This is a genomic window from Leptospira kirschneri serovar Cynopteri str. 3522 CT, from assembly GCF_000243695.2.
Lineage (GTDB): Bacteria > Spirochaetota > Leptospiria > Leptospirales > Leptospiraceae > Leptospira > Leptospira kirschneri.
This window is the reverse complement of sequence record NZ_AHMN02000010.1, coordinates 49567-65831: the sequence shown is the minus strand read 5'-3', so window position 1 is coordinate 65831 and position 16265 is coordinate 49567. Positions and strand designations below refer to the sequence as shown.

The window sequence follows — 16265 nt, the reverse complement described above, 5'->3', positions numbered from 1 at the left end:
ATTACTCCTTAGGTTAATTCTCCGTCTATGTCGACTTCGTTGATCGCTCCTCTTAAACGACACGAAAAAGTGACGTTAGGAAGAACACGGTTGTTACGATCATTAGTCGTAATTTCGTCTATCGTATCTGGTAGATTGATTTTATATTGATAATCTCCAAGATCGGAACGTGTTTTATCCGCATTCGTTTCAACCGGTGCGATGATACCTTGAACTCCGGCTTGAACAAAAACCTCTCTCATCTTCGCCTCGATCATCTGAATTCCTTGGATTGTATAAGGCACAACGTCCGAGTTCAGAAAAAGACTTGAGATGTTTTCTTTCAGACGAGCTTTAAGCCAAGAGCGATTTTCGACCACATCCGCGTAGACGTTTCCGGTGGAAATTCCTGGATAAGGAACTTGTTTTCCTCCGAAATCTACGATCAGATTTCCGTTTTCCGCAAATACAGAACTTACTTGTGAATTCGTATAACCCGAATTCTCCACTCCGTCCAAAGGCAAATAAGCGTAGTTATACGAACCGACTCTGCGGGGAACGGAATTTCCCACCCAAGCAGCTTCCGGAAAAGAATCCGGAGTTTTATGAAGAGTGATATACTCCCAGATTGAGTTTCTTCCGGTCAAAACGTTTATATCGTCAGAACACGCAAAAAACATCTTCTCGATAGAAGCGAGATAATCACCTAACGCGTGTATGGTTTCTTTATCGTGAGTAGTCGCGATGGTTTTGAACCAAGAGTCTTTACCAGAATTTCTAAGAGCGGAAATTTCGGTTGAAGCAGACGACCAAGAAGTAAGCAGAAATACCGCAACCCGTTTCGGTCTAGGAGTTTGCCTGAACATCTGTGCGGCTTGAATGTATTCCTTATCGGAAGAAGTGAAACCTAATTCCAAAAGATCATCGGAAGAAGAAATTTCCATGTATCTTTCGTAACCCAATGTGGTTTGTGCAAACGCGGAAACAACTCCGCTGCCAGAGTTTGCCACTTCGATCAAGTCTACAATCTTAGTCGCTCCCGCAATGTTTGAAATAGACTCAGCCGCTAATTTGATCTGATGTGCTGTAGACGTAGCCGCCCCGTTTGCATCAGTAGAAACGTTAACCGAAATTACATAAGGATCGTTTTCTGTGCCGGTCCCAGTACGAACGACGTTAAGACTGGTGTTGTTCCCCGAAACCACGTATTTAACTTGTATAAATACGATTCCAGTATGTACGGATTTCCAAATAAGTCCGCTGGAATTTCCGGAAACTTGTAGAGAATAGGTTGGTTCTTTGATTCCTAAAATCAAAGGTAATCCGAATCCCATTTGAGAAACCGGAGTATTTCTAAGAAATAGATTGATACTGATCGGCTCTATTTTAGAGACTGTTTGTGCGCTCATGCTTCCTCCTGATATTCAACCGTTGGTGCGCTCGCGGTCGATTCGCCTTGTTGTTCATTATATTTTCTTAATTTAAGTAAAACGTCAAAACTAACCTTATATAGATAAACTCCACTTTCCGTTAAAACGGTTTTGTCCTGAATGTTAGGAAAAATCAGAACCGGAGTAATCCCAAACTTATTACATTCAATCGTTCCTTCTTTTGAATCGAACCAGTCCATAGACTTTTCTGAAAGTTCCCAACAAATCACAATGGAACTATCGTGTAAAAATGTAACGTTGATCGATACGCTCTGGTTAATACGAACGATCTCTTTAAAATTAGAGGAATCTAATTTCTGAATCTTTCGAGAAGCGTTTGCAATAGGGTCTTGAACCAATTGAATGACCTTATACGTTCCATAAGGATAAGAGGACGGAAAAACAGTTTGATCCGCAAGAATAAAGGAAATAGTTTGCCCAGCTCCCACAATTCCAGAAACCATTTTATTCATAATAGATTCAATATATTCAAAATTCATAATTTATTTACCCTTTTAACAAAAATCGAGTAATTACACTCAAACATAATAATATAAAAATTTCATTTCGGAATCGATTCATCAAAATTTGACGTTTCCAAAAATTCGATGTGGTGATTTTAAGGTAGTTAAGTAGATAAGTCTACGTCGGAAAAGAACCAAATATGACGTATTTTCCTCTGGGTCCCATTTTCAAAAAACGGTTTTATTGAGTTTCACCATTCGGACGCATAAAAATAATACTACATTGAACTTATTCGACGTAGTAAAATCAGAGCACCAAGGCAATCGAACCGAGCACTAAGAGCCGGTCAATAAATTACATTCAATAAATATTATACAATAATTGTATTTAATTTTAATATAGAACGCGATCTGTCGAGAGACCGTAGAAGCGAGGCGGCTTTAGTTTTTCGCTTTATCAGAAAGATCAAGCTGGATAGGTTCTTATAAATCTATTTTAAAATATTATGATGTAAGGAATCAAATAGCATGGGACTGGGCTTCGATGGATTCAGCAATGGTTAAAGCGGGGGAGCTTAACTGGGAAAAACCCTACAGACCGTGCCAAATTAGGGATTAAACGGCATATTCTTACAGATGGAAATGGAATTTCTTTGGCAATTACGTTGACTGGAGCTAATGTTCATGATAAACACGGTGTAAAAGATACGTTGAATTCAATCCTAATATTTTCCGGAAAAAGAAGAAACATTCAATCTCATATTCGGAAAAAAGGTGAGAAGCCTCTCATTGGTAAATATAAAGGAAAACCTAGACGTTGGGTCGTTGAAAGAACTAACAGTTGGCACAATCGATTCAGGGCTATCTTAATTCGTTGGGAAAGAAAATCTGAAAATTATCTTGCATCTCTTTATCTCGCAAGCTCTATCATTGCTTTTAACTTTTTTGATAGATAGTTTTGAGACCGGTTCTAAGTTCAAAGGCTACAGTGCGTATCTTACAGACATGAAACGGAAATATCTTTTCTTATTCGTAATCATTTCATTCTTTCTTTTAGGAATCGGATTGTATCTAGCCTTGGATTCCGGAAAAATTTGGTTCGTTTATCCTTCTCGAGAAAAATATCCAATTCGAGGAATCGATGTCTCTAATCATCAGGGAAAAATCGATTGGATCTTAGTTCCAAAATCGGAAATTTCTTTTGTTTATATCAAAGCAAGTGAAGGAGGAAACTTCAAAGATAAATCCTTTTCTTACAATTGGAAATCCGCTAAAGCACAAGGTTTTCCAGTCGGAGCGTATCATTTTTTCACGTTATGCACATCTGGAAAAGAACAAGCGGAAAATTTTATTTCCACGGCTCCGAAAGAAATCGATTCTCTTCCTCCTGTTGTCGATCTGGAATTTCTAGGGAATTGTAAAGAAAATTCTTCTATGAAAAATGTTTCTAACGAAATTCAAGATTTTTTAAACAGAGTAGATTCGTATTACACTAAAAAAACGATCCTTTATCTGACTTATGAATTTATTGATCGATACATAGGTCCCAACTTTCAAGATCGTCCTATTTGGATTCGGAATCTATTCAAACATCCAAATACGTTTTCAAACCAGAAATGGATCCTTTGGCAATATAAAAGTCGTGGAAGTTTACCTGGAATTTCCGGTCCCGTGGACATGAACGTTCTGAACGGAGAACTTAAAATTCTTACTTCGCACCAATTAAACTCCGAATAAAACTTTTGAAAATGTGGGAACTCTCACAAATTGAAATTTCACAGTAAAACTTGGGAAAAGCCCGAAAGTGTTCTGGCTCAAGCTTTTTTTATTTCATTCAAAATCTTTGAAAATTTTTGAGGTTACGTCAAAAAATATAAAAACTACCAAAAAATTTAAGAAAATTTTAATTCTATCACTTTACTTGTAAGAAACCCAAAAGATAGAGCTTTCGTGTCTTTTAAAAATCGTAAAAAACATTTGAAACTGCTTCTCCAACCCGAAAACTTGGAGCCAGTATGAACGACGAACAAATCGATACAGTCATCGGAGACGATATTCATTTCAGAGGAAAATTGAAATTCAACAATTCCCTGAAAATTAAAGGTAATTTTAAAGGTACAATCGAAACTACTGGAAAGCTTGTAGTAGGAGATACTGGAGAAGTGGAAGCTGATATCCAGACAGGAACTTTGGAAGTAGAAGGAAATCTAAAAGGAAACGTTTCCGCAAATCAAAAAGTAGCCATTCGAAAAACAGGAAAAGTAATCGGCGATATACGCACACCCGATTTAGAAATCGAATCCGGAGCGAAATTTAGCGGAAACAGCGCTATGTAATGACTCAACCCTCCTCTTTTTCACACGGTCCGGGCTTAAAGGAGTTACATCCTGTGGGCTTACGTCCACATTTCAGTCCACTTCAACATAGATTCTACGAAACACATCTACGGGAAAAGTCCCATCCAGAACATCTTCTCTATCACGGTCTTAGAGAACTTCCCTCCCCCTTTTTACTCCCAGATTTAGAACCCGCTTTAGAACTTCTCAAAGAATTCATTCAAAAAGAAAAAAAGATCCTTCTATTCGGAGATAGAGACTGTGACGGTGTATCTTCCACAAGTTTACTCGGCAGTTTTTTAAAAAAGATTCATCGAGGGAAACTGATCCTTAAAACCTCAAACGAAGAAGACTACGGCCTTTGTCCCGCAGCACTCGACTTCGTTAAAAGAATAAAACCAGATCTTTTGATCACTCTTGATTTTGGTACTACAAATCACATTCAGATCGACGAACTTGCATCCATAGGAATCAAGGTTATAGTTCTAGATCATCACGAGATCCCGGAAAGAATCCCAAATTGTTATCTAATTTCCCCAAAACGTTCAGATTCTATCTATCCTAATGAAAAAATCTGTACTTCCGTTTTGGCTTTAAAATTCATTCAGGCCTATCTCTATTCCTCTTTAGAAGAATACAATCGTGCAACCTGGATCGGAGACGGTAATTCCTTATTTTCAGGTTTTCTAATATACCGTGGTAAACTTCTTTTTCAAGGTGATAGACAAGAAGCGGAATCTAAATTTTCTCTTACCATCCAAGACGAAAGTTACTCTTTCCAATCTTCTTATCCCGAAAGAGAATGGTTTTATCAGGAATTTCTAAAATACCCCGCAATCTTAGAACAATACCTTCAGAACTTCGACTTGGCTTCCATTGGAACCGTTTCCGATATGATGCCTTTATACGGTGAAAACAGAATCATTGTTAGAGAAGGTTGTAAAATTCTTTTTAAACTTCATAAAAAAGACACGTCACACAGAGAAGGTCTTTTCCAACTTTTACAACTCATGGAATTTGCGAACGATCGTGTTACCTCAAAAGATCTAGGTTGGGGACTAGGTCCCATGATCAATTCCGCCGGAAGAATGAATCGTACAGACGTAGCACTGAATCTTTTGTTAGAAGAAAATCCAGAACTTGCAAAGTCGGGCGCCAAAGAACTTCAAAAACTCAACGAAGAAAGAAAAGAAAGAACGAAAAGAAATATTTTCAAAGTGGATAGTTTTTTAAAAAGAAAAAAAGAGAGAACCGAAAGATCGGTTCTTTTCTGTTATGAACCGGACTTTGAACCAGGAGTTTCTGGTATCGTCGCCACAAGACTTGTAGAAGAATACAAAAGACCGGTTCTATTTATCACTCCGGATCATGGTCACGCTAAGGGAAGCATTCGCGCTTATGGCAAAGAAAACGTATTAAATCTTCTTAAAAAAGCCGAGTCCGTCTTTTTACAATTTGGAGGGCACAAAGAAGCGGGTGGTTTTTCATTAGAAATAAATAAAATACCAGAACTTGCCAAGTTAATCTTTGACAACGCAGACAGCTGGCTTGCAGAAGAACAAAGGACTTCGGCTTTAGAACGAACAGAAAGTCTGATTTCTTTAGAACCGGGAGAATTGAATTCTAAAATTTTTCAGGAACTTTCTATCTTTGAACCATTCGGCCATGAAAACCCGATTCCATTGTATTCGATCAAAAATGCTAAGATCTATCATACAAAACCGATGACGGATGGAAAACACGTTCGTTTTAGAATCTTAGGTGCACCGGAATCGATCCAATGTTTGATCTGGAATCGTGGAAAAGATTTTTTAGAATTGATTAGTAAGTCGGTAAGTCTGGATCTATGGGGTTCTTTGGAAGAGTCTACCTTTCGTTCCAAAACTTCCCTTCAATTCGTAGTAAACTACTTTCAAGAATCGGAAAATTAATTCTAAATTTGTGAGAGTTCCCACAGTTTTAAAGTAAGTCTGTAAAATCCGAGTTTGTCAGAGTTCCCACAATTTCAAAGTAAGTCTGTTAAATCCGAGTTTGTAAGAGTTCCCACATTCAATCTTTCTAATAAAAAAAATTAAGAAGCTATTTGCAAGAATGACTATATTTGGAATTGTCGTAGGTACTTTTTAACTTTTGAAACAGACTTTAAATTTTATGAAATCCCAAAAAACGCCGTCCAATCAAATTTTTAAGTAAAATGGCGGTTTTACGACCATCGCAAAAATGAAAAACTATTTGTTTTGAGTCTGTCCCAAAAACTTAGAATCAATCATTTTTGAATCTCCAACCATGTGAGAGTTCCCACAAACCGCTGTATTGTATGATCTATAGAGTTTTGGCAGTTCTTTGCTATTATAATTTCTGTGAGAGTTCCCACAGTTTTGTGAAACTAAAGCGTTTTGCTTCTAGGGTCGCTCGACAGAATTTGAGACGAACTGATTTAACTAAAATTCATTTCCTGAATCCTCAGAAGAAAAATCTTCTTGAGGATTTTCTTTCTGATTTTTGCGATTCTGTTTTTCCGATTCGGGAGAATTTTGAATTTCTTCTCTTCGGTTGGTACGATCTTCTTCGCGATTTTTTTGAAAATTTCGATTCCTATTTTTATTAGGGCGAGCCCCGTTGAATTTTTTTACGGGAGTTGGCCTTTTTCTCACAGAAATTTCCCAGAAAAATGCACTCTGAATCGCTTTTTCATCGTTTTCCGCGATCGCTCCAATCTTAAACACCATAAAGGCATCGTAAAAATAATCCTTCATCCGAAAGAAATTATTCTGAGAAGATTTTTCGTCTTCCGTACTTAAAAACCTCTGTTGACTTGCAAAAATCTTAATTAAACGATCTTTATCTTTCTTAGGAGTTTCCAGTCGTTTGAAAATTAGTTCTAAACTGTTTTTGATCGCAGGAACCAAATGCATATTCTCTTTTTGTAATGCTTCCGAAGCGAGATCCGAAAAAATCAAAGCATAAAATATATGAGGGGTCATCTCCTCTCTTTCGGTCAGCAACTTATCCGCAATCGCGAGTCGTTTTCCGATATTGGTCTCTAAAAACTTTTCACCAAAGTTGGAATTCTTTTTTCTTTCCTTATCAAATGCTTCTTTAAAAAGAACCTCTAAAATTCCATGCTCCGCCATTCCTTGAAAAATTAAGGAAGTCTTCCAAGTGCGAAAGATCTTATTGTATTCTTCTAACATTCTGGAACTAGAAGCTTTTTCTAATTCTGTCTTATGTTTACGAATCGCCTTGGCTGTTGTCTTTTCAATATTGAGTCCTAAAATTTCAGCAAACTTGACCGCGCGTAACATCCTCACAGGATCTTCTCTAAAAGAAATGTCAGGATCTCCGATCACTCTCAATACTTTATTTCGAATATCCTCAAAGCCGCCTACATAGTCTATGATGGAGTCGTTTCTTACATCATAATATAAAGAATTGATTGTAAAATCTCTGCGAGCCGCGTCTTCCTGAGGTGTGCCAAATTTATTGTCTCTTTTGATAAGATAATCTTGATCTTCCACAGCCTTTCCTAATCTATAATCAGGCAAAGAACGAAAAGTGCTGACTTCAATCACCTTCCCGCGAAAAAGTATATGCACAATTTTGAATCTTCTTCCGATGATTCTACAATTATTGAAGATCTTTTTGATTTGGTTCGGAGTTGCGTTAGTGACAACATCGAAGTCCTTTGGTTTTCTTCCGAGAAGAAGATCTCGAACCCCTCCTCCTACGATATAAGCTTTAAAACCAAATTTATTCAGCCTATGGATGATTTTGACCGCGTCCTCATCTATCATGTTTTTACGGATCAGATGAGCATCCCGATAATAACGTTTACCGTCCGGGTGCGAGAGAATATCCTCAACTGATCCTATTTTTTTCTTGAACAGATTGGACAGGAATTTCATATAAAGAATGGGTCTATAATCCCTTCGATCCCCCTACCTGCAAGTAAAAATCTATGATAAGTCCGGCAAAGTATGATCTCAAATTGACCCATTCCGAGCGTCTGCAAGTCAAAATTCTCAAATTCAAAAACAGACTTCGAAAATTCAAAGAATCTGGTTCTAAGAAGATCTCTTTTTTACTCGTTCCTCACAATCATGAAAACGTGATCACCATCGAACTTAACGTTTTTATGGCTTGGTTCCTCGGAATTCTTTTAGGGCTCATTCTAATCTTAGCGTTTCTATTTCTCTCTTATTTGAACTTTTTCTACCGTCCCGATCAAGACTTGTTTCAAAAAAGTGACGAGAACGTCAGTCAATATCTTTACTACGATATGCTCCTTCAAGACGCTAAAAAGGAAATTCGTGGTTTAGAAAGAAAAACCGAACAACTCAACCTTGTGGCTTGGGACGAAGTTCCTTGGAAACGGATTCTGACGTATGAAGTCATCCCGGAGTTTCATCTTAAAAAAGAAATCCCGGATTCGGAAACCAATCTAGAACTTTATAAGAATACAGTAGAAGGTTTTGCGGTTCAGAATATTGAACTATTTCGGATTCGTCAGGCGTTTGAAAACGCATTCGATTATCTCGAAGAAAGAGAATCGATTCTATACGCTCTTCCGAGAGGTCGTCCTCTCAAACCTGGGGTCGGTTTCGTATCTTCTACGTTTGGCGGTAGAGTGGATCCTTTTGGTTTAGTCACATTAGGAGAACATCACTCCGGGGTAGATTTTGCTTCTGCGGAAGGAACTCCTATTTATGCGACCGCACCCGGAGTCGTTGTAGAGTCCGGTCAATCTTCAGGCGGTTTAGGTAGGAATATTAAAATCAATCACTTGAATGGTATTTTTACGGTTTATGGACATTGTTCCCAAATTCTCGTAGAAAAAAATCAGATCGTCAAACGCGGAGATCTGATCGGTCTAGTTGGCTCTACCGGCAAGGCCACAGGTCCACACGTTCATTACGAAGTTCATATCGGTCAAGATCCTCCTTTAGATCCGGCCGAATTTATCAATATAGAATAAGTTTTCTCAGTAGGCAGACAAGATCGCAAGAGTTCCCACAGTTTCAAAGTTAATCTGTAAAGTCTCAATTTGTGAGAGTTCCCACAGTTTTAAAATTAGTCTGTAAAGTCTCAATTTGTGAGAGTTCCCACAGTTTTAAAATTAGTCTGTAAAGTCTCAATTTGTGAGAGTTCCCACAGTTTACTTTTGTAGGAATAAAAGAACTTCAGCTTATTCTTACTGAGAAAATCAATTTTAGGTAAGATTTACTACTTAAACGTATGGAAAATAGCATCAAAAAATGAATGGGGATTTTACAAAGACGCAGAAATTCTCAAAAAATTATATCTAACTTGAAATTGTTGGCTTTTTGTGTGAGATCCCACATTTTAAGTTTTGCAACAGGCTTAAGAATACGTATTATTTTCATGCATCCGAGTAGTAATTCCAATCTTTCCGTAAATGTGGGATCTCCCACGTGAATTTTCTGATTTGAATTTATCATCTATTGTATATTTAAAAAAGGATTATGGATTGATCCATCCCAGCAATCAAGAGTATTGGTTACACTATGATTGATAGAATCCCAGTGCCGTTTCTCAACCCTTTATTCAAATTCTTATTCAATAGGGAATGGGACGGGCCATCCACATTCAGCATCCTAATGATGATCGGTTTTTTAACCGCATCTTATCTTCTTCCTAAAGAATTAAAACGTAGGAAGTTAGAACCAGAACATTCCGACTGGTTACTTCTTTTAGGAATCTTAGGTACTTTAGTAGGAGCAAAAATCTTTTTTATCTTTGAAATTTGGGATCAGATCTTTGTAGAAACACCCGGCTTTGATGGAAAATATATTTACCCACTCACTCATTGGTATGGTTTTCCAGGAAGAATGTCCCTTTGGGATAATCTATTTTCAGGAAGCGGACTCGTATTTTACGGAGGATTTTTATTTGGAATTCTTTTTATCACTCTTTACATGAAATACTTCAAACTAGACATTCCGTCCTACTTAGACGCTGCGGTTCCAAGTATGGCAATCGGTTACGCAATTGGTAGATTGGGTTGTTGGGTTTCTGGTGACGGATGTTATGGTTTTGCAACCGACGTCAAAATTCCACTTTTAGTTTTTGATTATCACGGAGCTCATCCTTCCGGTGTGCCCGTTTGGAACACTCCATTGATTGAATCGATCGTTTCGTTTTTATTCTTTTCTTATTTTCAGTTTTGGGCTAGAAATCAGAACTTTAAAAAATTTTCCATTGGAGCCCAATATTTAGTCTTACACGGTTTTGCAAGATTGTTTGTGGAATTTTTAAGAGTCAATAAAGCGGTGTTTCCTTTGATGGATCCCCCTTCACTCGTAAACATTCCGAACGCAGAACAAAATCCTGAATTTTTAACTCAGTATTACTGGCACGGTTTTTCTCAATCCCAATTAGTTTCTATTGCGATCATTTTAGTAGGTGCATTTTTTATCATAAAATGGAAACTCTGGAAAAAAGAAAGTACATCTAACGTTTAAATTTTTTATTTAAAACATTAGAAATTTAGAATATTTTAAATTCGAATTCGAGATGATCCTTTGATATTTCAAATGTTTGTCTCAATTCCAAAGATGTAGGATTTTACAAAAGTTTGATAACGGAGAACTACTGGAAAGTTTACGAACTAAAGTGACAGATAGAACAATTCTTGCGGAGTTCCTACATTTATTTTATTAGAAATTTCTAAAGATCATCGTTTATATCTTTAGAGGCAAGTTCTAAATCCAACGTGAGTTCGACATAAGAAATCCGTTTTATCCTATGTCAATTTTTTCGTAAAAAAATAGATGTTTAAAAATTTGTAATGTGACTTAATCTGTGGGAACTCTCACAAATCGTGGATTTTACCAGTAAACTTTGAAAATTGTGGGAACTACTAGGAAATATAAAAAGAATCATCGTCCAACCGATTTTTGCACAATTACGGTCAGCATCAAAATTTAAACCCCGTTTTTAACATGAGTTCGGTACGAGTAAAAATTTTCTAAAAGTATGAGTTCCTACAATTTTAGAAATTGTTTGTAAAAGTCACGACTTGCAGTAGCTCCCACATCATTTTACAGACAAATCTAAGTTTTATGTGAGTTCCCACACTTGAGATTCAATTGTTATAAACTTCTATTTTATAAATTGTGGCAGTTCCCACAAATTACGTCGCTTAGAAACCGTTTATCTTTTTTAGAATTTGATTTTTGTAATAGTTCCCACGTTCTAAGATTGTTTTGGATAATCTATGTAATTTCTCAAACTCAGGACAGCGAGAATCATCTAAATTCTAAATGGAAATGAGTGGTAGTTCCCACATTTAAAGAATCAATCTGTAAAGTTCAGATTCCAACTTTTTTCAGAATCGTGAGTTCTTCTTATGCTGAACTCACATTATGTTATCATCCATAGTGTATGTTTCCAAGCCCAGAAAACAACACTGAATTTGAACACGGTCAAAACCATTTTAGTAATATTCGTGTACGATTTGATTGATCCATAGATTCTTTAGAGCATTAAGTTATTTTAATATTTCTCTTCCTTTTGATCCGATCTGAGGACTGACGTAACCTCTTTCTTCCATCAACTCCATCAAACGCGCCGCTTTATTGTAGCCGATTCTCATTCTTCTTTGCAAATAACTCGCAGAAGCCTTTCGATCGGTTCTAACGATTTCCCAAGCCTGTTCAAAAAGTTCCTCGTCCCCTTCGTCCACTACAGAATTTTCGGTTTCCTCATCCAAATCAAAATCTACATAAGAAGGTTTGCCAAACTTACGCGCTTCTTCTACAATTTTTTCGATCTCTTCTTCCGATACATAAGGAGATTGAATTCGAATTAGATCCGCCGCCGTCGGAGACTTATAAAGAAAATCACCTTTTCCTAATAGAGATTCAGCGCCGTTTTGATCCAATATAATTTTAGAATCCGTTTTCTGAGCCACGTGAAACGCCATACGAGCGGGACAGTTCGCTTTGATCAAACCTGTGATCACATCCACGGAAGGACGTTGTGTTGCCATAATCAGATGGATTCCCACCGCTCTTGATTTTTGAGTAATCCGAGTGATCGCATCTTCTAGATCCTTACCAGAAACCATCATCAGATCCGCAAGCTCGTCTATAAAAATGACTATATAAGGCATCTTTTTATATCCGTCTCTGTGAGCGCCCTGTTCTACTTTTTCGTTATACGTTTTAAAATCTCTACACTTGAGTTTGGAAACAGAATGATACCTTGCTTCCATTTCCTGAATAGCCCAAGCCAATGCGCGAGTCGCCTTCTTAGGATCGGTGATCACAGGCATTAATAAATGAGGAATGTCCTCGTATAACGTGAGTTCCACCATTTTAGGATCGATCATAATAAAACGAACTTCTTCGGGAGAAAGATGTACCACCAAAGAAGAAATCATAGAATTCAAACAAACCGATTTACCGGAACCCGTAGTTCCCGCGACGAGCAAATGAGGAAGTTTATTCAAATCGATTCCGACTAACTTACCGGATATATCTTTTCCAATTAAAATAGATAAATCTTTTTTAGGACGAAGGCTTAGGTTTTGATGAAGAATATCTCCTAAAAATACATCTTCTCTGATACTGTTAGGAACTTCGATTCCGATCGTAGATTTACCCGGAATCGGCGCTACGATCCGAATATTTTTTACCGCTAGATACAAACGAAGTTCATCCGAAAGAGAAGTGATCCTTCCTAGTTTGACTCCTAAAGGTGGAGTGAGTTCGTAACGAGTAATGATCGGTCCTCTTTCCATAGAAACAACTTGGGATTCATAACCATATTGACGGATTATTTCTTCTATCTTACGAGCTACTTTGTCCGCCTCAATCTTAAACAAAGGGTCTTGAATTTTTGTAGTAGTCGTTTTTAAACTTTTAAGAGGAACGTGATAGATAGAACGTTTTGATTTTACTTCTGGAACCAATGTAGTCGGCGGAAAAGGTAATCCCGGTTCTAACTTTTCTTCTTCAGGAGAACTAGAAGTATGTTTTGTAGAAACTTCTTTGGAACTTGAAATCGTAGAAGTTTTAAGATTTTCAGAAATATCTTTTTCAATAGAAGTTTCAGAACTTAAAGTTTCTTCTTCAGAGAAGTCCTCTTCAGAATCCGCACTTTCTTCCTCATAAAATTCTTTTTCGAGTTCAGAATCCGTTTGTTCGATCCTTTCTTTCTCTTCGAACGAAAATTTATCCTGTGATTTCTCTGATTGTAATATAAGATTAGTCTGATTCCATTCTTTTTTTATTTCCGACTCAGAAGGAACGACTAACGTAATCGAAGGTTCTTTTTCAGAAGAAATATTAGAAAAACTAGAAGTTCTAAAGTCTATAATCTCCCAACGAGAAGTAGCTTTTTGAAAGTTTTTTTCTTCTCTAATTTTTTCAGAAAGGGAAGAAGAAACCGATTCAAAACGAAACACCTTTCCTTGTTTCTCAAAGTTTCCGGAAAAAGCACCGTGATTTTGAAAACGAATCTTAGACGTTTTCGGAGTTTCCAAAGAATGTTTATCCACCTTTGACAAAAAATCGGAAAGTTTTCCTTCTTTTCCAAAGGTAGAATGGAGCGTATTTTGTAACTCAGAGGATCTATGGTTTCCCAACGATTTAGTCTGTAAATCGTTCCAATCATTTGTGTTCGTGGAAATCCAAGGAGGAGCGGATTCTTTTCTTTGAAATTTTTCTACTGCAGATTGAAAAAGTGAACCTAAATTTTCTCCCCGTTTTCCAAATCCGGATTTAAATCCTTCTTTATATTTTGCTCCGGCGGTTCCGATAGCCCTTCCAATAAAATGAAGCGGGGATTCGTTTAACAATAATATTAAACCGTAAAAATAGAACACTAGATGAATTAAAATTTTTCCCGTGGAACCAAATACAAATTCTAGACCAGAAGATAATAACTGTCCTACAAAACCTCCTTGAGAAGCAAAGGGAATCGTCGAAACATGCCCAGTTACTTGAAGGGTTACCGTATAACACAATAAAAAAACCGGAATAGAAAATAGCCTGTTCGTAAGTTCAAATCCTTCTTTGACAAGTCGAAGAGACCCCAAACCGATTGTAAAAAGCCCGGGCAAAAACGACGCCGCTCCAAACATAAAAAACATTCCATAAGAAATATAATACCCAAGTCTTCCGAAAAAATTATATTCCACACCGTGTTCGCCAGAATCGAAAGAACCCAAAGAGAGAGTTAATATAATCCCCGCAAAAAGAAGTAGATACGGTAGAATCATCTTTCCATTTTGCAAATTCCAGGCTGATTTAAATTCTTTGGATTTAGATTCCATGTTCTTACTATCGGAACACGGTTAAAAAAAGAAAAGAGACTTAATTTTTGAGTTTGGATTTTGTAGATTCGATTCTATTCTAAAAAATCTTGTGCAGAATCAAAATAAGATCTAACATCTGTCAGATGTTTTCGTCAGTTTTATAGGAGAAAAATTTTATGCAAAAAAAAACTTCTCATAATCCAGAACCTAACTTTTGGGATTTATTGGGTCCTTTGTTCGAATTTATAAATCCTTTGTTTCATATCAGAAACGATACGGATGAAACAGGAACCATTGAATCGATTAAACGAGGAGTCAATTTTTCCGGTTCCGCTTTATGGACTTTGATTTTTGCAATCTTTATCGCTTCCATTGGTCTCAATATCAATTCCACAGCTGTGATCATCGGAGCCATGCTCATTTCCCCTTTGATGGGCCCGATCATGGGCGCAGGACTTGCTTTAGGAATTTATGATTTTGAACTTTTGAAAAAATCACTTCGCAATCTTGCAGTAATGACGTTTTTAAGTCTTTTTACATCCGCGATTTACTTTTTGATTTCACCCCTTTCCGACGCTCAATCAGAACTCCTAGCCAGAACATCTCCCACCATCTACGACGTGTTAATCGCTTTTATAGGCGGGGCCACCGGAATTGTGGCCGGCTCCAGAAAGGATAAAATTTCAAATGCAATTCCGGGAGTGGCAATCGCTACCGCTTTGATGCCTCCCCTTTGTACCGCTGGTTATGGTTTGGCCAATTGGAATTTTAAATTTTTCTTAGGCGCTTTTTATCTCTATTTGATCAACAGCGTTTTTATAGGCATCAGTACCTTGATTTTCGTCCGTTATCTGAAATTTCAACGCACCGTTTATACGGACCCGGCGGTTGATAAAAAAATTTACCGTTATGTGTATTTGCTGTCCTTCTGTTTGATTCTTCCTAGCATCTACTTCGCCTACGACATCGTAGTCGATTCTGCTTTTAAACGGAACGCCAAAAGTTATCTAGAAAATCAATTTACATTCGAAAAAAGTAAAATTCTATCTGCTAATATTGTTAGGAAAGGTGGTGAAAAAAAGATAGAAGTCACTATGATCGGAGAAACCTTGTCCGAAGACGTTCTTTCCCAATTGAAAACGATGCTTCCTAAATACGGTCTGGAAGATACGGAATTAAAAGTCATTCAATCCTATAGAGATAGCTCTCAATTGAATCAACAGTCAGGTTTTTCTTTCCAAAACGAAACGGGCTCTAAAATTCAGGAAGAAAAAATTCATCTTTTAGAAAACGAACTTAGGATTTTAAAAGATAAAGATCATCTGGCTCAATCCGTTGCCAAAGAGATCAACGTTTTGTTTCCTTCCGTTGATTCGTTTTCCTTGGGAGATTTTTTAGTCCAAAACGTTCAAGATTTTTCTTCTTCGAAAGAAGTAACAGTTCTCGTTAAATGGAAACATCAGGTTGGAAGTGTAGAAAGAAAACGATTGGAACTTTTTTTAAAACTCAGATTGGGTTTGGAAAATTTACAAGTCCTGGATCTCTAATTCGGAAAAATCTGTGAGAGTTCCTACATTAGAAATTTCTCAAGCTCGAATAAAAGTATGAGTTCCCACATTAAAATTTCTCAAACTCTAATAAAAGTATGAGTTCCCACATTTATCTGAAATTACAAAAGGTTAGAAAAACTTTCCCGCGCAAAATATACGAGTATAATTCCAATCGGACGCAGTGATTCATAAAACAATATTGCTTGAATAATTAACAATAACCT

The 16265-nt window shown here is 37.0% G+C and carries 10 protein-coding genes and 1 pseudogene; 7 read left to right on the top strand and 4 right to left on the bottom strand.

The features are described from left to right. Positions 1 to 8: 8 nt before the first annotated feature. The gene (locus tag LEP1GSC049_RS214140; protein WP_004750736.1) at positions 9 to 1388 is read right to left on the bottom strand and encodes a DUF3383 family protein; all 1380 of its coding nucleotides are present in this window, start codon (positions 1386 to 1388) and stop codon (positions 9 to 11) included. Continuing rightward, positions 1385 to 1909, bottom strand: coding sequence for a phage neck terminator protein (locus LEP1GSC049_RS214145; RefSeq protein ID WP_004761891.1), 525 nt, complete (start codon positions 1907 to 1909; stop codon positions 1385 to 1387). Before LEP1GSC049_RS214145 ends, LEP1GSC049_RS214140 begins: the two co-directional genes overlap by 4 nt. A gap of 533 nt (positions 1910 to 2442) precedes the next feature. On the opposite strand from LEP1GSC049_RS214145, the pseudogene LEP1GSC049_RS2000000229095 reads away from it, so the two are divergent. The 4 genes and pseudogenes from LEP1GSC049_RS2000000229095 to recJ all read left to right on the top strand — a co-directional run. Further along, a pseudogene (locus tag LEP1GSC049_RS2000000229095) lies at positions 2443 to 2829 on the top strand (transposase); the annotation flags it as partial. A gap of 49 nt (positions 2830 to 2878) precedes the next feature. Next, a complete protein-coding gene (locus tag LEP1GSC049_RS214155; protein WP_004750809.1) occupies positions 2879 to 3610 on the top strand; it encodes a glycoside hydrolase family 25 protein in 732 nt (243 codons plus the stop codon). Positions 3611 to 3888: 278 nt separating this feature from the next. Next, entirely contained in the window at positions 3889 to 4209 is a 321-nt protein-coding gene (locus LEP1GSC049_RS214160; RefSeq protein WP_004750521.1) for a bactofilin family protein, read from the top strand. After that, a complete protein-coding gene (recJ, locus tag LEP1GSC049_RS214165) occupies positions 4209 to 6140 on the top strand; it encodes a single-stranded-DNA-specific exonuclease RecJ (RefSeq protein ID WP_004759545.1) in 1932 nt (643 codons plus the stop codon). Before LEP1GSC049_RS214160 ends, recJ begins: the two co-directional genes overlap by 1 nt. Positions 6141 to 6650: 510 nt before the next feature. Here the strand turns inward: recJ and pcnB are convergent. Continuing rightward, entirely contained in the window at positions 6651 to 8114 is a 1464-nt protein-coding gene (gene pcnB / locus LEP1GSC049_RS214170) for a polynucleotide adenylyltransferase PcnB (RefSeq protein WP_004750480.1), read from the bottom strand. Positions 8115 to 8167: 53 nt separating this feature from the next. Here pcnB and LEP1GSC049_RS214175 point away from each other — a divergent pair, with 53 nt between their 5' ends. Next, positions 8168 to 9184: a M23 family metallopeptidase gene (locus tag LEP1GSC049_RS214175; RefSeq protein ID WP_004759581.1), complete on the top strand. Its 1017-nt coding sequence runs from the start codon at positions 8168 to 8170 to the stop codon at positions 9182 to 9184. Between the two features lie 550 nt (positions 9185 to 9734). Continuing rightward, positions 9735 to 10691, top strand: a complete 957-nt coding sequence (locus tag LEP1GSC049_RS214180) for a prolipoprotein diacylglyceryl transferase (protein ID WP_004750345.1) — start codon at positions 9735 to 9737, stop codon at positions 10689 to 10691. Positions 10692 to 11719: 1028 nt separating this feature from the next. Here LEP1GSC049_RS214180 and LEP1GSC049_RS214185 read toward each other — a convergent pair. Next, entirely contained in the window at positions 11720 to 14509 is a 2790-nt protein-coding gene (locus LEP1GSC049_RS214185) for an FtsK/SpoIIIE family DNA translocase (protein ID WP_004759551.1), read from the bottom strand. 158 nt (positions 14510 to 14667) lie between these two features. On the opposite strand from LEP1GSC049_RS214185, the gene LEP1GSC049_RS214190 reads away from it, so the two are divergent. Further along, a complete protein-coding gene (locus LEP1GSC049_RS214190) occupies positions 14668 to 16038 on the top strand; it encodes a DUF389 domain-containing protein (RefSeq protein ID WP_004750294.1) in 1371 nt (456 codons plus the stop codon). Positions 16039 to 16265: the final 227 nt, after the last annotated feature.